Origin of the sequence: Streptomyces triculaminicus, from assembly GCF_017349075.1 — a bacterium.
Lineage (GTDB): Bacteria > Actinomycetota > Actinomycetes > Streptomycetales > Streptomycetaceae > Streptomyces > Streptomyces triculaminicus.
Window position 1 is genome coordinate 105,397 of sequence record NZ_JAFMOF010000001.1, and the last position, 17,603, is coordinate 122,999.

Here is a 17,603-nt window from a genome sequence, read left to right on the forward strand (position 1 = left end):
TCCGTCAGGCCAGCTGCCGCCGGGCGGCGACGACCGCGGCGTCCACGTCGCGCGTGCCGGTGGAGACGCACAGGGTGTAGGCGACGTCGTCCATGCGCCGCCGTACCTGCTCACCGCCCTCGCCCCGGTACAGCGCGCGGAGTTCCTCGTACTCCTCGATCAGTTTGGTCAGCACCGCAGGGTGAGCCATCACCACGGGTTTTCTCCTCCCGCCCCGGCCACCCTGACCGGGACGAGGGCTCGGCTACCCAGGACCCATACGGTCATGCGTGGGGGTACGCGGCGGGCACGGCCCCGGGCGGGCGGGGTGCGAGCCGGCGGTTACCGTAGGGCCATGGAGATCTGGATCAACCCCGCCTGTTCGAAGTGCCGCAGCGCCCTCACGCTGCTCGACGCGGAGGGCGCCGGCTACACGGTCCGGCGTTACCTCGACGACGTGCCGAGCGCGGAGGAGATCCGTGCGGTGCTCGGCCGGCTCGGGCTGGAGCCGTGGGACATCACCCGGACCACGGAGGCCGAGGCCAAGGAGCTGGGGATGAAGGACTGGCCGCGCGAGGAGGGCTCCCGGGAGCGGTGGGTGGAGGCCCTGACGCGGCATCCGAAGCTGATCCAGCGTCCGATCATCACGGCGGACGACGGCTCGGCCGTGGTGGGGCGTACGGAGGAGGCCGTGCGGGAGGCCCTGGCGCGGTCCGGGCGCCGCTAGCCGCTGCCTCGCCTGGAAACGGCGGTGGGTACGCGGCCTGCCCGTACCCACCGGTCCCGGCGGGGCGTTATCCGGCGAAGCTCAGCCGTACCTGGCCGATGTGCTCGTTCGGGCCGCCCGAGTCGACGTAGCACTGGACGGCGGCGCAGTCGACGGACCCGACGACCTCGCCGGTGGTGGGCGACTTGCCCTGGAACGCCTTGTTCACCACGAGCTGGAAGGTGGCGGCGCCCTTGTCGTCGGTGCGGTAGGGGGTGGCGCTGCCCCAGTTGCAGGCGTCGGCCCCGTTGACCTTGGCGCACTGCCCGACGAAGTACTCCGCGCCGGGCTGCGCGCCGGTCACCGAGACGGTGACGCTCTGGCCGTCGTTGAGGTTCTCCGACGGGGTGACCGTGATCTGTGCGGCCTGGACGGCGAGCGCGGGGGCCTGGGCCGCGACGGAGAGGCCGAGGGCCAGCGCGGCGGCCGCGCCCAGTGCGGGTAACGGTCCGGTCCTGAAATTCACCATGACGTCGTGTCCCTTCCCATCCGAGTGGTCGGAAACGAGAACTCGCGGGCGGCTGGCGGCACTTCCGCCATTCCGTCCGTTTTGGATCCTCTGGAATGATCACACGCCGCTGAGCGGAAGGGCATCTTCGATATTGCTGCGCGAGGGCCGGAGGAGGGCTCGGCGGCCCTCGATAGACTCCCCCGAGATCGATCTTCACAGGGGAGGACGCCTCGATGGCGCTCAGAGACCAGACGGCGGGAATCCGGGGCAACCTCGCATGGGGGTCCGCCCGGCACGCCCGCGCCCGGGCCGTCGCCATCTTCGCGGCCCCCAGCACGGGCCGGGTGAGCGATCCCGTCATAGGTCGCGTCCAAAAGGCACGCGCGATAGCCGGCCTGCTGACGACCTTCGCGCTGATATCCGTCTACGGCGTGGACGGCGGCTGGAGCGCGGTGTTCGCGGACGGGCTCACCAAGCTGTTCCTCGCCCCGCTGACCCTGATACTGGTGGGGCCGCTCGTCATCGCCGGCTTCATCTGGTACGCGCCCCCGCGGCACCGGGCGTTGCTCCGCTCACGCCTGCGCTACCCCCTCAAGGCCATCGGCTGGTACCTGGGCGTTCCCGCCCTCGCCGTCGGCGGGTTCCTCGGCCTGGGCGGGCTGCTGAAACTGATGGAGGACGTCGTCGCCGTCCAGATGCTGGTCGGGCTGCTCACCCTGGTCGTCGGGGTTCCGTATCTGGTCTGGTCGGCGTGCTTCCTCTTCTTCGCCTCGGGTCCCGCCGCCCGCTACGCCTTCAACACCGCCGACGTGCACGCCGCGCTGCCGGCCGTGCTCACCACCGTCCTCGTGTGGGTGCTCAACCTCGTCCAGCTCGGCGACGGCCTGCCCAACGGGCCGCTGCCCGTGCAGATCGCGGCCTTCCTCGGCGGACCGCTGTCGGTCACGGCCGTCTCGTACTGGGAGGTGCGCGTCCTGCGCACCCGGTACGGGGTGCGCGTCCGGGGCTGAGCGACGGCCACGGAACGCGCCGCGGCAGGCCGGGCCCCCGTCCGGGCCCGGCCTGCCGCGGCGTTCGCCGGAAGGGCTCAGCCGAGCTTCTTCATCTGGGCGTCGACGACGTCCTTGGGCTGCTCCGCCTTGCCGGCCAGGCTCAGGGCGTAGAAGGAGGCGACCGTACCGCCCTTGCGCGCCACCACCATGTGGGTGGTGGCGGCGTCGCCGCCCTCCACCTCCATGGCGAAGGTGAAGGCGACGGACTCGTCGCCCGCCGTGAGGGAGAGGGGCTCGACCTTGGTGAACTTCGTCTTCTCACCGTCGGCCGTCATGACGAAGCCGCCGGCGCAGGCCGCTCCCGCCTTCTTCACCGCGGCGATGGCGTCCGCCGCGCCCTGGCCGTCGTGCGAGCCCAGCGTGGCGGCCGTGACGGTGGTGCCGAGCGCGCCGAGGCCGGCCTTCATCTTCTCCTCGGCCGAGGCGCCCTCGGCCGGCTTCGCGGGCATCTTCATGGCCTTGCGCGTCACGGTCGCGCCGGGCTTGCCGGCACCGCGCATCGCCATGACGTCGACCAGCGGCTTGCACTCTGCCTTGTCGCTGCCCATGGTCTTGGTCGACTCGGTGTCCGCCTTGGTGGCGCCGGCGACCTTGAGGCCCGGAAGGTCGCTCTCGGCCAGCGCGAGCTTCTCCAGCTCGGCCTGCGACAGGGCCTTCCCGGCCGGGGCGGCGGGCGCGCCGGCGGAGGCCTTGGCCTTGGGTTCGTCCTTCGCCTCGGACTCCTTGGAGCCACAAGCGCCGGCGAGCAGGGCCAGCGACATCGCGGAAGCGGCGATGGCGGTACGACGGACGGTGATGCGACGCATGGAAAAGCTTTCTTTTCGATCGGTGAGACAACGTTCCCGCACGCCGGATTTCCCGGCGTTCACGCGGACCGTCGTGTGCGGATCAATCTACGTCCCCCACCGACCGACAGATCAACATAATTTCACCCCTGGCCCCAATCGTGACGTCGGCGCAATCACTCGTCTATCCGACCGAGGCCTGGGGGGCGCATTCCCTTCCTGATAACGGATCAAAAGGCTTGCGGTCCGGCGTCAGGCCGGCTCATCGCTCCGCAGTTCCCTGAGCTCGCCGTAGTACTCGCGTATGCGGACGAGTTTTTCCGCGACGGCTTCGTCCGTGACCGATGCCATCCCGTCGAGGAACTCGAGACACCAGTCCCGCCCGGAGTCATCACTTCCGCGTATGTACTCCAGGGTCCGTTCGACGCCGTTGACGACGAGGAAGGCGTCGGGCAGCCCGCAAAAGGTGTCGAAGCTTCTGGACTTCGCATCCCACAGCAGCCAGACGTCCTCGATCCGCCGCTGTTCGGCGACGAGCAGGGCCGCCATGCCGATGCGATCGCTGTACCCCCAGGCATGGCCGTGACCGAGGATTTCCTGGCGCAGCAGAAAGCGCGCGAAGTCCGCGGAGCAGGGGCCGGGGTCCGCGAGGAGCAGGTCCAGCACTTCCTCGCGGTCCTTCCAGCCGGCGTCGTACGGGAGGCCCTCGGCGTCGTAGCGGCCGTCGAAGGCCAGCAGTTCCCAGCGGTCGGGGTCCGCCTGCCACCAGGCCGGGTCGGGAACGGTGGGCTCGCTCATCGGGACTCTCCTCGCGGGGCGGTCATCGGCGTCATGGCGCGCAAGTGGAACTGATCGGTCTGCTGCCGGCGTCTTCAAGATCGTCTTTGTCCAGCGAGAGAGAAGAGTACGACCGTGGAATCCCTCCCGCAGACCACCCGTGGCACCCTGTCACGCCGCGCGATGCTGACCCTCGGCGCGGGAACGGCGCTGACCGCCGCCCTCGCCACGAGCGGCACGGCCTACGCGTCGACGCCCGGCGACGACGAGATCTGCCGGCGACTGAGCCGGCTCGAGCGTGAGCACTCCGCGCGTGTGGGGGTGTTCGCGCACAACCCGAGGACGGGCCGGACGGTGCGCTACCGGGCCGACGAGCGCTTCCCGATGTGCTCGGTGTTCAAGACGCTCGCCGTCGCCGCCGTCCTGCGGGACCTCGACCACGACGGGACGTTCCTCGCCAAGCGCGTCCACTACACACAGGGTGATGTCGACAAGGCCGTCTGGGCGCCGGTGACGAAGGACCACATCGCCGACGGCATGACCGTGGCCGCGCTGTGCGAGGCCACCATCCAGCAGAGCGACAACGCCGCCGCCAACCTCCTGCTCCGCGAGCTGGGCGGCCCGGACGCCGTCACGCGCTTCTGCCGCTCGGTCGGCGACCCCGTCACCCGCCTCGACCGCTGGGAGCCCACGCTGAACTCGGCCGAGCCGTGGCGCGTGGAGGACACCACGAGCCCCCGCGCCATCGGCCGGACCTACGCCCGGCTCGTCCTCGGCGACGCCCTCGCGCCCGAGGACCGCGAGCGGCTGACGAAGTGGCTGCTGGGCAACACCACCAGCACCGACCGCTTCCGCAAGGCGCTGCCCCCCGGCTGGACCCTCGGGGACAAGACCGGAGCCGGAAGCTACGGCACCAACAACGACGTGGGCGTCGCCTGGAGCCCCGACGGCTCGCCCCTCGTGCTGTCTGTCCTGACGACCAAGCACAGCCCCGACGCCAAGGGTGAGGACGCGTTGGTCGCCGAGACCGCGAAGCTCCTGGTGAGCGCCCTGGCCTGACGGCCGGGAACGCCCGGGAGCACACCGGGACGCGGCGGGCGGGGACCGTCACCCGCCCGCCGCGCACGGCTCGCCGCCCGCCGCAGCGGCCACTACGTTCGAGGCAGCCGATCAGCTACCGAGGAGAGCGCCCGATGGCCGGTCTCGTACGCAAGAGCCTCGATTCGCCCGAGGAAGTCCGCCCCTTCGAGGACGGCAAAGGAAAGCTCGAGCTGGTGGACGCCGGTGCCGGGGCCGTCGGCAGGGCCACCTTCGAACCCGGCTGGCGCTGGACCCAGCACATCAAGCCGATCGCCGGGACCGACAGCTGCCAGGCCTCCCACGCCTGCTACGTCATCTCGGGCCGGATGCACATCGCCATGGACGACGGCCAGGAGGACGACTTCGGGCCGGGCGACTACATGATCTGCCCGCCCGGTCACGACGCCTGGGTCATCGGGGACGAGCCGTGCGTCCTCGTCGACTGGCAGGGCTTCGCCGACTACGCCAAGCGCTGACCGGTCCGCCGACCCCCGGAGCTCAGTCGGCGAAGCGGCGGACGTAGCGCTTCTGCCAGGGCGTTTCGACGGCGTGGCGGTCGTAGTGGCGGCGTACGAACGCCACCGCCGCGTCGGCGGGGACACCGTCCAGGACGGCGAGGCAGGCCAGGGCGGTGCCCGTGCGGCCGCGGCCGCCGCCGCAGGCGATCTCGACGCGGTCGGATCCCGCCCGCGCCCAGGCCTCGCCGAGCACCGCCTGGGCGTCCGTGGGGCTGTCGGGCAACCGGAAGTCGGGCCAGCGCAGCCAGCGGGACTCCCAGGGAACCTCCGGGGGCCGCTTGCCCAGGAGGTACACGGCGAAGCCGGGGAGCGGGCCGGGCGGAAGGCCCCGGCGCAGCCCCCGGCCCCGGATCAGCCGCCCGGAGGGCAGCCGCAGAACACCCACGTCGTCGATCGCCCACGTTCCCGCCACCCGTTCACCGTAGCCGCCGCGCGACGGGGCGCCCAGGTGGAGAGCCGCCCCGGCGACGACGCGGATCGTGTGACGACGAGGGGCACGGTGGTGGCAGGTGAGCAGGGAGCGCTCCGACGAGGTAAGCAGGAACCATGGCCCTTCAGCGGAGACGGTTCGGTTCCGGGCGGCGACGGCCGCTCGGCCGCCGCTCGCTGATCGCGGTGCCGCTCGGGCTCATCGCCCTGGTCACGGTGGTCGATCTGCTGACGCCCCCGAACATCCATCTGGGGCCGCTCCTGGTCGCCGCGCCCGCCATCACCGCCGCCATCGGCGGCGCGGCGCTCACCGCCGTCATCGGGGCCCTCGCCGTGACCGCCCAGGTCGTCATCGGGGTCTTCCACGGCGGCCTGACGACGCCGAACCACCAGGCCCAGATCGCCGCCCTGCTCCTCATCTCCATCCTCCTGGTGATCTTCCGGCACGCCCAGGAGGGCCACGAGCGGCAGCTCAGCCAGGCGCGCCTGGTCGCCGAGGTGACCCAGCGGGTGTTCCTGCGGCCGATCCCCGCCAGCATCGGACCCCTGGCGTGCGCGTCGGTCTACCTCGCCGCCGAGGCCGAGACCCGCATGGGCGGCGACCTCTACGCCGTCGCGCGGACCCGGCACGGCACCCGCGTCATGATCGGCGACGTGCGCGGCAAGGGGCTCTCGGCGATCGGGGACGCCGCCCTGCTGCTCGGCGCCTTCCGCGCGGCGGCGCACCGCAACCCTCCGCTGCCCCGGCTGGTGGCCCATCTGCAGAACGCCTCGTACTGGGAGATGACGGAGCCGGACGCGAGCGGGGAACGGTTCGTCACCGCGGTGGTCCTGGACATCCCCGACGACCGGCCGCTGATCCAGCTGATCAACTGCGGTCACCCTCCCCCGCTGCTGCTGAGCGGGGGCGAGGTCACCGCCCTGGCGGTCGCCGACCCCGCGCTGCCGCTCGGCATGACCGGCGCCCTGACGGAGGACGACTACACCACCGAGTCCTTCCCCTACGCGGTGGGCGATGTGCTGCTGCTGTACACGGACGGCGTCATCGAGACCCGTGACGCCGACGGACGCTTCTACCCGCTGGCCGAACGGGTCGCCTCCTGGCAGGAGACAGATCCTCAGCGGCTCGTCCATCGTGTCCACCGCGATCTGCTCGCCCACGCCGGGGGGTCCGTGAGCGACGACGTGGCCATCCTGGCCATCGAACGGCGTGACCCGCTCGTGCCGGTGCCCGGCACGGCCCACGGGGCGGAGGAGGACGGCGGAAGCCCGCCCGCGGACGGGCGGTGAGGCCGGACGGGCGATGCCCGCGCCCCCGTGCCCGCGTCGTCGTGGCGCCGACGGTCTCCGCGACCCGGCGTGTTGCATCCTGGCGACCCAGCGCCCCGGAGGCGACAGCGCCCCGAACCGAGAGAGCGGCAAGGAATGAGCGACATGACGGTGTGCGAGGTCTGCGGCAACGACTACGAACTGTCCTTCGAGGTACGTGCCGCAGGAGCCGTGCACGTCTTCGACAGCTTCGAATGCGCGGCCCACAAACTCGCGCCGATCTGCGACAACTGCGGATGCCGCATCCTGGGCCACGGCCTGGAGACGGACGGCATGTTCTTCTGCTGCGCCCATTGCGCACGGGCGAAGGGCTACACCCAGCTCACCGACCACGCCTGAACCGGCGCGCTCGCACCGCGGCGACGGTGGCGGCGGGCATGCACGAGGGCGGGGCCCCGGGCCCCCTTCATCCGCTACCGTGACAGCCGGCCGCGAAAGCGTGGAGGACCCGATGAGCACCGGCAGGCAGTGGACCGTCGACGGCATCAGTGACGCGCTCCCCCACCCCGAGCTCCGCGCCACCTTCCTGCGCGAGGTGTCGTTCACGGACGTCGACGCGCTCCCCGGCCTCCTGCGCCACTGGGTCGGCTTCGTCCAGGAGTTCGAGGCGGAACGCCCGCGCGTCGAAGGCCTCAGGAGCCTCGTCGACGCGGACGGCCGCCTTCCCACCACGCGCACGGCCGGCTTCGTCGAGGTGAGCGCGGACGAGCTCCGCGGCGCGGCCGGCCGGGGCGGCCGCGGCCTCGCGTGACCCAAGGGTCCGCACCGGGCCGGCCGGATCACACACCGAGGCGCTGCCGCTCCCGCTCCGGCCAGCCCGGAAGGCTCATCAGCGGCGGCAGTTCCCCCGTCCGGGCGGGGCGACGGAGAACCTCGCCGGGCCGGTCGCCGGGCGTCAGCACGACGCTGCCCCAGTGCTCCGGCAGCGGGCGGCCCTGCGCGCGGAACTCCGTCCGCATGGCCACGTAGAGCAGCTCGAAGGCCTGCATCGAGATGTGCGCCCAGTCCCCCTTGACGTGCTCCTTGTACTGGAGGTCCACCTGGCCGATCGCCGCGGCGCCGTGGCGGCGGCAGATCTGGTCGAGGATCCCGAACTCCGTTCCCCACCCGACGGGGAACACCAGCTCGGCCAGCGTCGCGCGGCGCGTGGCGTGCTCGCCGCTGAGCGGCTGGCGCATGCCGGCCAGCTCCGGGTGCAGCAGGGACAGCATCGGGCGGGCCATGGCCTCGGTGGTGCGGCCGCCCCCGTACTGGTCGTAGAAGGCCCGTACGTGCTGGAGCGAGGCGTCGCCCAGCAGGGGCCCGATCAGCCGGGAGACCTTGGAGGAGTCGAATCTCAGGTGGTCGCCGTCGATGAAGACGACGATGTCGCCGTCGCTGGCCCAGATGCCCTTCCACATGACCGATCCCTTGCCGGAGTCCGGGATCTCGGTGATCGGGCCGGCCGACGAGAAGTCGATCACCCGGGCTCCGGCGCGGGCCGCCCGCTCGGCGGTGTCGTCCGTGGAGTGGTGATTGACGACCAGCACCTCGTCGACCGCCCCGGCCGCCATGAGCTCCTCGACGACCGGCCGCACCACGCCCTCGATCGTCGGGCCGCAGTCACGGGCCGGGATGACGACGGAGATCCGCAGGGGCGCGCCGCCGGGCGCCGTGCAGGCCCGTCTGGCGGCGGCGAGGTCCTGGGGGCGGTCCGTGCCGGGCTCGAGGAAGGTCTTGATCGTCACTGTGCTCAGCCCTTCGGCCCTCGGTCGGCCCCCCGGTGCGGTCACCCCCTCGACGCGTGCGGCGCGCAGGGCCGCCGAGACCAGCATGAGGGATCGCGCACCGCGCCGCTCGGCCTCGTTCGGCCGTACGGGCTGCCGGGGCGGCCCGCCGCCCGGCCGGCCCGGGCGTGGTGCCCGCGCCGGCCGGCCTTCGGGGCGGCCGCGTCAGCCGACGTCCTTCTGGAAGTGGAAGGCGGAGATGGCCATCCGCTCCCGCAGGTAGAAGCGGTGGGCGTCGGTGCGGTGGGTTCCGGAGTCCAGGGTGAACAGATGGCAGCCGGACTCGCGGGCGTGCTCCTGGAGGTGCGCCAGGAGGTGGTGGCCGACGCCGGTGGAGCGCGCGTCGGAGGCGGTCACCAGGTCGTCCACGTACAGCGCCCGCAGCGCGACGGTGTTGACCAGTACGCGCCAGCCGGCCGCGCCCACGCACACGCCGTCGTCGCCGTACGCGGCCGTGAAGCGCAGGCCCTGGCCGTGTCCCTCCTCGTAGACCTGCCGGAAGAGGTCTTCCGTCAGATGCGGGCGCAGCTGCCGCAGGACGGGCAGGAGGTCGGATATGAGGCGGTCGTCGCCGGGAGCGAGGTCGATGATCTTCATGCCGGGCACCCTAATGGCTTCCGGCCGCCGTCAGTAGCGTCGCCCCTTCGCGTCAGGCCGCGACGACGGCTCCGGGTCCCGTCAGGCGTTCAGATGCCAGCTCGGCGTTCCCTGCGCGAGGGAGAGGACGAGCAGCAGCACGAGGTCGGCGCAGCCCAGAGCGCAGCCCAGGAGGGCGCGGAAGCGGCGGCCCGTGCCGCGGGCCAGGGCGGTGACGCCGAGGGCGAGGGCGCAGGGGCCGAGCACGACGTTGAAGACGAGGAGCCCGACCAGTCCGGAGACGAAGGACGCGATCGCCATGAGGTCGGCGTCGCGGCGCGGGCCGTCCGCGCGGTGACGGCCGGTGCCGGCGGGGGCGGCGGGGGCGGTCGTGCGGGGCGCGGTGCGTTCGCGGTCGTGGGTGACGGTGGTGACAGAGGGTTTCATCGGTCCTTCCTCTCGGGCCGGGCCGGGTGGCGCGTGCGGTCAGTGGTCGCGCCGGTGGGGCCGGCGCTCGCGGAGGGCGAAGACCAGGAGCCAGGCGGACACGAGCGCCGCCGCGACGAGGCTCACCGCCGGCGGGATGTGGGCCACGGTGCCGGACAGGAGGCCCAGGGCGAGGAGAGCCGCGACGAGGAACGCCATCGTGTGCTCCCTCCTTTCGGGTCGGCTCTTCCGTGATCTCTTCTCCGCGTCGGCTGCCCGGCAGGACGGGACGGAAACTGCGGCCGTGCGAGGTCTGAGCGCGGGGATCGAGGGCAGCCGCACCGGTGACCGACCGTCACCGACGGCGAAGGAGAGGCATCATGGCGAAGATCGAGGAATCCATCGAGGTGGCCGTCCCCGTGACCACGGCGTACAACCAGTGGACGCAGTTCGAGGAGTTCCCGCGGTTCATGGAGGGCGTGGAACGCGTCGAACAGCGCACGCCGACGCTCACCCACTGGGTGACCAAGACGGACGGCGTCCGGCGGGAGTTCGACGCGGTGATCACCGAGCAGATCCCCGACGAGCGCGTGGCCTGGACGACCGTGGCCGGTGAGGTCCGGCAGGCGGGCGTCGTCACCTTCCACCATCTGGATGTGGGACGGACCAAGGTGATGCTGCAGTTCGACCACGACCCCGAGGGGTTCGTCGACACGCTCGGCGACAAGCTCGGTTTCGTCCGCCGTCAGGCCAAGGGCGACCTGGAGCGCTTCAAGACCTTCATCGAGTCGCGGGGCATCGAGACGGGCGAGTGGCGCGGCGCGGTCTGACCGCCCGCGGGACGCACGCGCGCCCCGGGCGACGGGGAGCGCGCCGCGCCGCCCCCGGCCGCGTCCGGCCGGGGGCGGCGGCGTCCCCGCTCATGCCCCGCCCATCCCCTCCGCCTCCAGGATCTGACGCGTCGCCACCCCGTGTGGACACGATGCGTTGACATGACGAACAGGACATGGAGAATTTTTCGCCCACGGCGGAATAGGGGCGGGAGCGTAGGGCAGGCGCACGTCCGACAGCCGAACGAAGGAGGGCGCGCGTGAGCACCACACAGGCGACCCGGTCGACGACGGCCGAGGAGAGCAACTCCCCGCGGGAGTACGACGGGCAGGCGGAGGGGCTGCCGGAGGTCAAGGACGCGGCCGGCGTCGACCCGCGGGACGCCCGGTCCCTGACGAAGGTGTTCCTCGACCGTCTGGCGGTCCTCGAGGAGGGCACGCACGAGTACCAGTACGTGCGCAACACCCTCATAGAGATGAACCTCTCGCTGGTCCGCTTCGTCTCCGGCCGCTTCCGGGCGCGTTCGGAGCAGATGGAGGACATCGTCCAGGTCGGCACGATCGGCCTCATCAAGGCGATCGACCGCTTCGACCTCACCCGCGAGGTGGAGTTCACCACCTTCGCCATTCCCTACATCACCGGTGAGATCAAGCGCTTCTTCCGCGACACCAGCTGGGCGGTGCACGTGCCCCGGCGGCTGCAGGAGCTGAGGGTCGAGCTGGCCAAGGCCACCGACGAGCTCTCCAGCAGGCTCGGCCGCTCCCCCAACGTCAGGGAGCTGGCGGAGGTGATGGACCTGTCCGAGGAGCAGGTCGTCGAGGCCCAGATCGCCAGCAACGGCTACCGGGCCAACTCCCTCGACATGCCGGCGGACGACGAGGCCCCGCAGCGCACCCGCGCGGTCTCCCGGGCGTGGGTCGAACGCTTCGGCACCACGGACGAGAACCTGGAGAAGGTCGAGAACATCCAGGTCCTGGGGCGGCTGCTGCCCGAGCTCGACACCCGGGAGCGGCAGATCCTGCGGATGCGCTTCGGCGAGGAGCTGACGCAGTCCCAGATCGGGGCGCGGCTCGGCATCTCCCAGATGCACGTCTCCCGCCTGCTGAGCCGAACGCTCGCGCGGCTGCGTACGCACATGCTCGCCGAACAGTGAACAGTGAGGTGCCGTGGCGTACGGAAAGTGCCGGCGTCATGACGCCGCGTCCCATCGTCCCCACTTCCCCTCGTCGTGCATCGCCGTATCGTGGAGACATCGTCGTCCGGCTTGTCGGCGATCGGGGGGTGACGGGTGGGGGACGTGACGGCCGCGGACGAGGCCTTCACACATCCGGCGTTGTTCTACCGGGACCGGTACGAGTACCTCGCCGCCAATGTGTCGTTCATCCGCGCCGGCCTGGAGGCCGGCGAGCCGGTGGCGGTGGCCGTGCCGTCGCACAACCTGAAGCAGTTGCGCGGAGAGCTGGGCACGGACGGCGCGGCGGTGCGGTTCCTCGACATGCAGCAGGCGGGGCGCAATCCGGGGCGGATCATCCCCCGGGTCCTGCTGGCCTTCGCCGACGCCCATCCCGGCGTGCGCGTCCGCCTCGTCGGTGAGCCGATCTGGGCCGGCCGTTCCGCGGTGGAGTACCCGGCCTGCGTCCAGCACGAGGCGCTGATCAACCACGCCTTCACCGGCCGGCGGGTCACCATACTGTGCCCGTACGACGTGGCGGGGCTGGCCCCGGAGGTGCTGGCGGACGCGCACGCCACCCACCCGGTGGTCATCGCCGACGGCAAGGAGGCGCCGAGCGGCTCGTACGCCCCCGACCGTGTCATCGCCGCCTACAACCGGCCGCTCCCGCCGCCCGGTGCCGCCGCCTTCGCGTTCGTCTTCGACGGCGACCTTCTCCCGGCCGCCCGGCACCTCGTCCTCGAGCGCGCCGTGGCGCTGGGCCTGGCACCCTCGCGCCGGGACGATCTCGCCCTGGCCGTCGCCGAGCTGACCACGAACAGCGTGCTGCACGGCGGCGGCTCGGGCACCGTACGGATCTGGGCCGAGGACGAACACGTCGTGTGGGAGGTGACGGACGGCGGCCACATCGGCGACCCGCTGGCGGGCCGCTGCCCACCGCCGCCGGACCGGCCGGGCGGGCGCGGCCTGCTCCTGGTCCACTACCTCAGCGACCTCGTGCGCGTCCACACCCTCCCGGGCGGCACCACCACGCGCTGTTATGTGCGCCGCTGAAGGAACCGGACAAAGGGACGCGAAGCCTTTGCCGCAGAGTGATCACGGTGCGTGAGCGGACCGTCCGCATATCGGACGGGCGAGCGCCCTCTCCCCGCGCTTGTCCATACTCGAGCCTTCTTCAGTCTCGCATTATGGACAGGTTTTGACCATGACCCGGACACTCCCCTCTTCCCGCACACCGGAGGAGAGCCCCCCGCAGCAGGGCTCCGCCCTGTCGAACGGGCTCAAGCAGCGACACCTGTCGATGATCGCCCTCGGCGGCGTCATCGGCGCGGGCCTCTTCGTGGGCTCCGGCGCCGGCATCGCCGCGGCGGGCCCGTCGATCGTGCTCGCGTACGCCGTGTCCGGCCTTCTCGTGATGTGCGTGATGCGGATGCTCGGCGAGATGTCCGCCGCCAACCCCGTCTCCGGCTCCTTCTCCGTCCACGCCGACCGCGCGATCGGCCGGTGGGCAGGCTTCACCGCCGGCTGGATGTTCTGGACCCTGCTGGTCGTGGGCGTGGCGGTCGAGGCGATCGGCGCGGCCCACATCGTGCAGGGCTGGTTCCCGGGCACCCCGTCCTGGATGTGGGTGCTGGTCTTCATGGCGCTCTTCTGCGGCACCAACCTGGGCGCGGTCGCGAACTTCGGTGAGTTCGAGTTCTGGTTCGCCGCCCTGAAGATCGGCGCCATCGCCCTCTTCCTGGTCCTCGGCGCCCTCGCCGTCTTCGGCCTCCTGCCCGGCAGCCACTCCCCCGGCACCGCGCACCTGCTCCACGACGGCGGCTTCCTGCCCACCGGCGCGGACGGCCTGCTGACCGGTCTGCTGGCCTCGGTCGTCGCCTACGGCGGCCTGGAGACCGTGACCATCGCGGCCGCCGAGTCCGAGGACCCGGCCCGCGGCGTGGCCAAGGCCGTGAAGACGACGATGTGGCGGATCGGCATCGTCTACGTCGGCTCGATGCTGGTGATCGTCACGCTCATCCCGTGGCACGACAAGACGGTCACGGAGATGGGCCCGTACGCCGCCGTCCTCGACCGCCTCGGCGTGCCCGCCGGCGGCCAGATCATGAACGTGGTCGTGCTCGTCGCGCTGCTGTCGGCGATGAACGCCAACATCTACGGCTCCTCGCGCATGGCCTACTCGCTGGTCTCCCGCGGCCAGGGCCCCAAGGCCCTGGGCAAGGTCTCCGGCGGGGTGCCCCGCCGCGCGGTGCTCGCCTCGTCCGCGTTCGGCTTCGTCGCCGTGCTGCTGTCGTACTGGTGGCCCACCACCGTCTTCGCCTGGCTGCTCAACATGGTCGGCGCGGTCGTCCTGGTGGTGTGGGGCTTCATCGCCGCCTCGCAGCTGCTGCTGCGCCGCCGGCTGGAGCGCGAGGCGCCCGAGAAGCTCGTGGTGCGGATGTGGGGCTTCCCGTATCTGACCTGGGTGACGCTGGCCGGTGTGGCCGGAGTCCTCGTGCTCATGACCATCGACACCGACACCCGCGTCCAGCTGTACTTCACCGGCGGCCTGGCACTGGCCCTCGCGGTGACCGGCTACGTGCGCCAGCGCACCGCCACCGCCGCCGACGGACACTGACCTTCCCGTTCAGGCGCCCTCCGAAGGCCGGTTCCCCGCACCCGGGGAACCGGCTTTCGGGCGTTCGCGCGTACCGGGCGCGGCCGGCGACCACGGCCCGCCTCCCTGTGGTGTGATCGGAGGCGACGACGAACCCGACCGGAGGGAGCGGGCCCCATGGGCGCCCTGAAGATCGCGCTGGAGGAGGGCTTCGACGGACAGCACGTCGTGGTGTCCGTGGACGGGGAGGTCGCCCTGGACGAGCCGGCCCTGCGCACCCGGCTGCAGACCGGCTACGCCCGGCTCCTGGAGATCCCTGCGTCGGGCGGCACGCGCGCGCTGGAGGTATCGGTCGACGGGGTGCGGCGGCTCAGCAAGGACGTCGATACGGAATCCGTCGGGGCGGTCCGCGTGAACCGCGCTCCCGACGGGCGCCTGACCGCTGTGACCGGCGGCGACCTTCCCGGATAGCGAGCTGCGCTTCCTGCGGCACGCCCCGGAGCGGTTCGTGCGCCAGGGCGACATCGCGTGGTTCGACCACCACGGCTTCGAACAGGTGCGGCAGGCCCGCTCCGAGGACCGCGCCGTCACGCCGAGGGTCGTGGAGCGCGTGCAGCGGCTGGAGCACCGGATCGCCGACGGCACGGGCGACCGCCCCGCGTGAACGCCCCGGCGGCCGGCGCGGATCGCGGTCGCGGGTCGCGGCGTCAGTCCGGCGGCTCGCCCGTCGCCGGGTCCACCGTGCCGGCCGCCTCGTCGCGACGCCGGGTTCCCTTCTCGCCGGTGTCCTCGGTTCCGGCGTCCCGGGCCTCGCGCCGGTCGCGGGCGCCCTTTCCGCCCTTGGGGACCGCCCGGTCCCGCCGGGGGCCGCTCGCCTGCTGGTCCTGCATGTCGCGGGGAATGCCGCCGCGGCGCCGGTCCGTCATGACCGCCGGTCCTTTCCGGTCCCGCCCTTGCCAGTCCGTTCGTACCGATCGGAACCGCTCTTCCTGTGCTTGTCCCGGGCCATGCCATCCACCTCCGGCTCGTACGGCGGGTGCCTCGGCCCGCCGTGGATACGGCGGGACCTGCCGAGTACCCGCTCGCCGGATACGCATGCGCCCCCTGTGACGTGAGGTGCGGCGGTGGGGTTACGGCGCGAGCGGCGCGAGGGGTTCCGCGGGCCGGGAGTGGTAGTAGCGGGCGTAGTAGTAGCCCTCGGCCTCGTATCCGGCCGGGTCCATGCCGAGGGCCGTGACACGGGCCACCGTGCGCCGCTGTTCGTCCTCGTCGGTGAAGCGGCGCTGCGGGTGGAGCTCGGGCGAGGTCTCGCTCACCAGGCCGTGGTCGCGCAGCACGCCGGCGATGGGCCCGTAGTCGACGGTCCGCAGGGCGAAGGCGGCCACCTGGACGTCCCGGGGCGCGTGCGCCAGCACGCGGTCGAAGGTGCGCGGTCCGATGTAGCTGAGGCCGCCGGTGACCGTGATCAGCCACGCGTTCCCCAGGGCGCGGGCCAGGTCGGGGCAGGCGTCGGCGGTCTCGAGGTCCACGGCGAAGGCGGCGTCCAACAGGCCGACGTCACGGGCGTAGGCGACGGCCCGCGGCGAGGCGTCGACGCCGACGACCGGTACGGCGTCCGCGCGGCGGCGCGCGGCGTAGAACTCCCGGTCCCGCCGGGCGAGCTCCTCCGTCGTCAGCGCGGCCACGTCGGGGCTGGTGTAGTGCGCGTAGAGGTCGGCCAGGGTCAGGTCGTGGTTGAGCAGTGCGGCGTTGACGCCGTAGGAGCAGCACAGGTCGACGACCGCGCCGGGCGGCCGGGAGGGGGCCCGGCGGGCCCGCTCCTCGGCCAGGGCCCGGTAGACGGGCTGGGCGTGGTGGGGGATCCGGTAGTCCAGCGGCCGCAGCCGGGTGAAGTAGGCGCGCGGATCGGGCCGGTCGTAGACGTCCTCGAAGTCGCTCTTGCCCCAGTCGTGTCCTTCTGTGGCGTCCGTCGTCATCGTCCGTCTCCTCGCCCGTCGGAATCCGGTGGTGCGACCGGGCGGCCACCCGGCCCGGATCGGGTGGCCGAAGGCCGCGAAGGGTCCGGCCGCGAGCCCGGTTCGAGCGTCGCCGCCGTCGGTCCGCCCGGTCGCGTTCCCCTCACGCGCCGCGTCCTCCCGCCGAGGCGTCCAGGTGCGCGACGAGCGCGTTCGCGACCGGCTCGACGGCGTCCGCCGTCAGCATGTGCCCCATCCCCGGGACCATCTCCAGCCGCGCTCCGGCGATCTCCTGCGCGATGATCCGGCCGTGGCCCGGCTTGACCGGTTCGGCGGTGCCCTCGACGACGAGGGTCGGGGCACTCACCCGTGCCAGTGCGCCCTGCGGCTCCGCGTCGGGGTCGGCCATCCCGGCGAGCCGGTGGTTGGCGGCGCTGCGGGGGTCGCGCATACGGTCGTAGAGCCGCTCCTCCAGGCGGCGCTGGGCGTCCTCGTCGAAATCGGACGGGCACGCGGCGCCGCGCAGGACGCGCGCGAGCTCGATCTGGAAGTCGACGGTCTCGGCCCGGGTGACGGGCGGCGGTCCGGCGGCCGCGTTCCGGAAGAAGTCCACGAACTCCGCAGTGGGCTCGGGCAGGCTGCCTTCCGGCTGCGGCTGACCCATGAGGGCGCGTACGAGCACGTGCGCCTCGCCGGCGCCGAGCGGCGAGGAGCCGATCACGGTGAGGCTCTCGACGCGGCCGGGGTGCTCGGCCGCGATCCACTGGGCGAGCATTCCGCCGGCCGAGTGGCCCACCAGGTGGGCCGAGCCCATCCCCAGGGCGTCCATCAGGCCGACCGCGTCCGCCTTGAGATCGGCCCAGGTGTAGGGGTTCCGCTCGAAGTCGAGGGCGGTCGAGCGGCCCACGTCCCGGTGGTCGTACCGGACGACCCGGTGGCCGGCCGCCGCGAGCCGCCCGACGAACTCGTCCGGCCACAGCAGCCCCTGGCTCATCGAGCCGGCGATGAGCAGCACCGGCGGGTGGGAGGGATCCCCGAACTCCTCGGTCCACAGCTCGATGCCGCCCACCTCGACCATGCGTCCCACCGTTGACATCTCTGACGTCGCTGACATGC

At 72.3% G+C, this 17,603-nt stretch carries 25 protein-coding genes; 13 read left to right on the forward strand and 12 right to left on the reverse strand.

Translation table 11 applies throughout. The features are described 5' to 3' along the window. Positions 1-4: 4 nt before the first annotated feature. Positions 5-196: a DUF5133 domain-containing protein gene (locus J1792_RS00580; RefSeq protein WP_086572673.1), complete on the reverse strand. Its 192-nt coding sequence runs from the start codon at positions 194-196 to the stop codon at positions 5-7. Positions 197-334: 138 nt separating this feature from the next. Between J1792_RS00580 and J1792_RS00585 the strand changes: the two genes are divergently transcribed. Continuing rightward, positions 335-706: an arsenate reductase family protein gene (locus J1792_RS00585; RefSeq protein ID WP_207246397.1), complete on the forward strand. Its 372-nt coding sequence runs from the start codon at positions 335-337 to the stop codon at positions 704-706. 67 nt (positions 707-773) lie between these two features. Here the strand turns inward: J1792_RS00585 and J1792_RS00590 are convergent, their stop codons facing one another. After that, positions 774-1,214: an enediyne antibiotic chromoprotein gene (locus J1792_RS00590; protein ID WP_086572677.1), complete on the reverse strand. Its 441-nt coding sequence runs from the start codon at positions 1,212-1,214 to the stop codon at positions 774-776. Positions 1,215-1,429: 215 nt separating this feature from the next. Here J1792_RS00590 and J1792_RS00595 point away from each other — a divergent pair, with 215 nt between their 5' ends. Next, on the forward strand, positions 1,430-2,206 hold the full coding sequence (locus tag J1792_RS00595) for a hypothetical protein (protein WP_086572678.1): 777 nt from the start codon (positions 1,430-1,432) through the stop codon (positions 2,204-2,206). A gap of 77 nt (positions 2,207-2,283) precedes the next feature. Here the strand turns inward: J1792_RS00595 and J1792_RS00600 are convergent, their stop codons facing one another. Continuing rightward, a complete protein-coding gene (locus J1792_RS00600) occupies positions 2,284-3,054 on the reverse strand; it encodes a hypothetical protein (protein ID WP_086572680.1) in 771 nt (256 codons plus the stop codon). Between the two features lie 231 nt (positions 3,055-3,285). Continuing rightward, positions 3,286-3,831 carry a hypothetical protein gene (locus tag J1792_RS00605; protein WP_086572682.1) on the reverse strand — a complete coding sequence of 182 codons (546 nt, stop codon included), beginning with the start codon at positions 3,829-3,831 and terminating at the stop codon, positions 3,286-3,288. A gap of 162 nt (positions 3,832-3,993) precedes the next feature. Here J1792_RS00605 and bla point away from each other — a divergent pair, with 162 nt between their 5' ends. Together bla and J1792_RS00615 are read left to right on the forward strand one after the other, a co-directional pair. Further along, a complete protein-coding gene (gene bla, locus J1792_RS00610; RefSeq protein WP_086572704.1) occupies positions 3,994-4,869 on the forward strand; it encodes a class A beta-lactamase in 876 nt (291 codons plus the stop codon). 134 nt (positions 4,870-5,003) lie between these two features. Next, on the forward strand, positions 5,004-5,366 hold the full coding sequence (locus J1792_RS00615; protein WP_086572683.1) for a cupin domain-containing protein: 363 nt from the start codon (positions 5,004-5,006) through the stop codon (positions 5,364-5,366). A gap of 22 nt (positions 5,367-5,388) precedes the next feature. On the opposite strand, the gene J1792_RS00620 is transcribed toward J1792_RS00615, so the two are convergent. After that, positions 5,389-5,820, reverse strand: a complete 432-nt coding sequence (locus J1792_RS00620) for a protein-tyrosine phosphatase family protein (RefSeq protein WP_086572685.1) — start codon at positions 5,818-5,820, stop codon at positions 5,389-5,391. A gap of 134 nt (positions 5,821-5,954) precedes the next feature. Here J1792_RS00620 and J1792_RS00625 point away from each other — a divergent pair, with 134 nt between their 5' ends. The 3 genes from J1792_RS00625 to J1792_RS00635 all read left to right on the forward strand — a co-directional run bounded on the left by J1792_RS00625 (position 5,955) and on the right by J1792_RS00635 (position 7,917). Then, positions 5,955-7,127 carry a PP2C family protein-serine/threonine phosphatase gene (locus tag J1792_RS00625; RefSeq protein WP_086572686.1) on the forward strand — a complete coding sequence of 391 codons (1,173 nt, stop codon included), beginning with the start codon at positions 5,955-5,957 and terminating at the stop codon, positions 7,125-7,127. A 144-nt stretch (positions 7,128-7,271) separates the two neighbouring features. Beyond that, entirely contained in the window at positions 7,272-7,505 is a 234-nt protein-coding gene (locus tag J1792_RS00630) for a metallothionein (RefSeq protein ID WP_086572687.1), read from the forward strand. Positions 7,506-7,617: 112 nt separating this feature from the next. Then, a complete protein-coding gene (locus J1792_RS00635) occupies positions 7,618-7,917 on the forward strand; it encodes a hypothetical protein (RefSeq protein WP_086572689.1) in 300 nt (99 codons plus the stop codon). A 28-nt stretch (positions 7,918-7,945) separates the two neighbouring features. On the opposite strand, the gene J1792_RS00640 is transcribed toward J1792_RS00635, so the two are convergent. The 4 genes from J1792_RS00640 to J1792_RS00655 all read right to left on the reverse strand — a co-directional run bounded on the left by J1792_RS00640 (position 7,946) and on the right by J1792_RS00655 (position 10,153). Next, positions 7,946-8,893, reverse strand: a complete 948-nt coding sequence (locus J1792_RS00640; protein WP_179198998.1) for a glycosyltransferase — start codon at positions 8,891-8,893, stop codon at positions 7,946-7,948. A 204-nt stretch (positions 8,894-9,097) separates the two neighbouring features. Further along, positions 9,098-9,529 carry a GNAT family N-acetyltransferase gene (locus J1792_RS00645; RefSeq protein WP_086572705.1) on the reverse strand — a complete coding sequence of 144 codons (432 nt, stop codon included), beginning with the start codon at positions 9,527-9,529 and terminating at the stop codon, positions 9,098-9,100. Between the two features lie 81 nt (positions 9,530-9,610). Continuing rightward, on the reverse strand, positions 9,611-9,955 hold the full coding sequence (locus J1792_RS33825) for a DUF4190 domain-containing protein (protein ID WP_242645407.1): 345 nt from the start codon (positions 9,953-9,955) through the stop codon (positions 9,611-9,613). Positions 9,956-9,994: 39 nt separating this feature from the next. After that, positions 9,995-10,153 (reverse strand): hypothetical protein, encoded by a 159-nt coding sequence (locus tag J1792_RS00655; protein WP_086572692.1) that lies wholly within the window; start codon positions 10,151-10,153, stop codon positions 9,995-9,997. Between the two features lie 161 nt (positions 10,154-10,314). On the opposite strand from J1792_RS00655, the gene J1792_RS00660 reads away from it, so the two are divergent. The 6 genes from J1792_RS00660 to J1792_RS00685 all read left to right on the forward strand — a co-directional run bounded on the left by J1792_RS00660 (position 10,315) and on the right by J1792_RS00685 (position 15,196). Then, positions 10,315-10,764, forward strand: a complete 450-nt coding sequence (locus J1792_RS00660; protein WP_086572693.1) for an SRPBCC family protein — start codon at positions 10,315-10,317, stop codon at positions 10,762-10,764. 260 nt (positions 10,765-11,024) lie between these two features. Then, positions 11,025-11,918: a SigB/SigF/SigG family RNA polymerase sigma factor gene (locus tag J1792_RS00665; RefSeq protein ID WP_179198983.1), complete on the forward strand. Its 894-nt coding sequence runs from the start codon at positions 11,025-11,027 to the stop codon at positions 11,916-11,918. A 144-nt stretch (positions 11,919-12,062) separates the two neighbouring features. Beyond that, the gene (locus tag J1792_RS00670) at positions 12,063-12,989 is read left to right on the forward strand and encodes an anti-sigma factor RsbA family regulatory protein (protein WP_086572190.1); all 927 of its coding nucleotides are present in this window, start codon (positions 12,063-12,065) and stop codon (positions 12,987-12,989) included. Positions 12,990-13,140: 151 nt separating this feature from the next. Next, on the forward strand, positions 13,141-14,553 hold the full coding sequence (locus J1792_RS00675) for an amino acid permease (protein WP_086572186.1): 1,413 nt from the start codon (positions 13,141-13,143) through the stop codon (positions 14,551-14,553). Positions 14,554-14,709: 156 nt separating this feature from the next. Then, positions 14,710-15,003: a hypothetical protein gene (locus J1792_RS00680; protein WP_086572184.1), complete on the forward strand. Its 294-nt coding sequence runs from the start codon at positions 14,710-14,712 to the stop codon at positions 15,001-15,003. A 37-nt stretch (positions 15,004-15,040) separates the two neighbouring features. After that, positions 15,041-15,196 carry a hypothetical protein gene (locus J1792_RS00685; RefSeq protein ID WP_179198982.1) on the forward strand — a complete coding sequence of 52 codons (156 nt, stop codon included), beginning with the start codon at positions 15,041-15,043 and terminating at the stop codon, positions 15,194-15,196. Positions 15,197-15,239: 43 nt separating this feature from the next. On the opposite strand, the gene J1792_RS00690 is transcribed toward J1792_RS00685, so the two are convergent. The 3 genes from J1792_RS00690 to J1792_RS00700 form a co-directional block, all read right to left on the reverse strand. Continuing rightward, the gene (locus tag J1792_RS00690) at positions 15,240-15,458 is read right to left on the reverse strand and encodes a hypothetical protein (RefSeq protein ID WP_086572182.1); all 219 of its coding nucleotides are present in this window, start codon (positions 15,456-15,458) and stop codon (positions 15,240-15,242) included. Positions 15,459-15,662: 204 nt separating this feature from the next. Continuing rightward, positions 15,663-16,508 (reverse strand): hypothetical protein, encoded by an 846-nt coding sequence (locus tag J1792_RS00695; RefSeq protein WP_207246398.1) that lies wholly within the window; start codon positions 16,506-16,508, stop codon positions 15,663-15,665. A gap of 142 nt (positions 16,509-16,650) precedes the next feature. Continuing rightward, positions 16,651-17,601 carry an alpha/beta fold hydrolase gene (locus J1792_RS00700; RefSeq protein ID WP_242645408.1) on the reverse strand — a complete coding sequence of 317 codons (951 nt, stop codon included), beginning with the start codon at positions 17,599-17,601 and terminating at the stop codon, positions 16,651-16,653. Between the last annotated feature and the right edge of the window lie 2 nt (positions 17,602-17,603).

Bases quoted from the DNA above. Each gene is read 5' to 3' on its own strand.
- J1792_RS00585 (WP_207246397.1), top strand. From the start codon at position 335: ATGGAGATCTGGATCAACCCCGCCTGTTCGAAGTGCCGCAGCGCCCTC.
- J1792_RS00600 (WP_086572680.1), bottom strand. From the start codon at position 3,054: ATGCGTCGCATCACCGTCCGTCGTACCGCCATCGCCGCTTCCGCGATG.
- J1792_RS00590 (WP_086572677.1), bottom strand. From the start codon at position 1,214: ATGGTGAATTTCAGGACCGGACCGTTACCCGCACTGGGCGCGGCCGCC.
- J1792_RS00660 (WP_086572693.1), top strand. From the start codon at position 10,315: ATGGCGAAGATCGAGGAATCCATCGAGGTGGCCGTCCCCGTGACCACG.
- J1792_RS00690 (WP_086572182.1), bottom strand. From the start codon at position 15,458: ATGACGGACCGGCGCCGCGGCGGCATTCCCCGCGACATGCAGGACCAG.
- J1792_RS00645 (WP_086572705.1), bottom strand. From the start codon at position 9,529: ATGAAGATCATCGACCTCGCTCCCGGCGACGACCGCCTCATATCCGAC.
- J1792_RS00630 (WP_086572687.1), top strand. From the start codon at position 7,272: ATGACGGTGTGCGAGGTCTGCGGCAACGACTACGAACTGTCCTTCGAG.
- J1792_RS00700 (WP_242645408.1), bottom strand. From the start codon at position 17,601: ATGTCAGCGACGTCAGAGATGTCAACGGTGGGACGCATGGTCGAGGTG.
- J1792_RS00625 (WP_086572686.1), top strand. From the start codon at position 5,955: ATGGCCCTTCAGCGGAGACGGTTCGGTTCCGGGCGGCGACGGCCGCTC.
- J1792_RS00605 (WP_086572682.1), bottom strand. From the start codon at position 3,831: ATGAGCGAGCCCACCGTTCCCGACCCGGCCTGGTGGCAGGCGGACCCC.
- J1792_RS00680 (WP_086572184.1), top strand. From the start codon at position 14,710: ATGGGCGCCCTGAAGATCGCGCTGGAGGAGGGCTTCGACGGACAGCAC.
- J1792_RS00595 (WP_086572678.1), top strand. From the start codon at position 1,430: ATGGCGCTCAGAGACCAGACGGCGGGAATCCGGGGCAACCTCGCATGG.
- J1792_RS00675 (WP_086572186.1), top strand. From the start codon at position 13,141: ATGACCCGGACACTCCCCTCTTCCCGCACACCGGAGGAGAGCCCCCCG.
- J1792_RS00655 (WP_086572692.1), bottom strand. From the start codon at position 10,153: ATGGCGTTCCTCGTCGCGGCTCTCCTCGCCCTGGGCCTCCTGTCCGGC.
- J1792_RS00695 (WP_207246398.1), bottom strand. From the start codon at position 16,508: ATGACGACGGACGCCACAGAAGGACACGACTGGGGCAAGAGCGACTTC.
- J1792_RS00615 (WP_086572683.1), top strand. From the start codon at position 5,004: ATGGCCGGTCTCGTACGCAAGAGCCTCGATTCGCCCGAGGAAGTCCGC.
- bla (WP_086572704.1), top strand. From the start codon at position 3,994: ATGCTGACCCTCGGCGCGGGAACGGCGCTGACCGCCGCCCTCGCCACG.
- J1792_RS00635 (WP_086572689.1), top strand. From the start codon at position 7,618: ATGAGCACCGGCAGGCAGTGGACCGTCGACGGCATCAGTGACGCGCTC.
- J1792_RS33825 (WP_242645407.1), bottom strand. From the start codon at position 9,955: ATGAAACCCTCTGTCACCACCGTCACCCACGACCGCGAACGCACCGCG.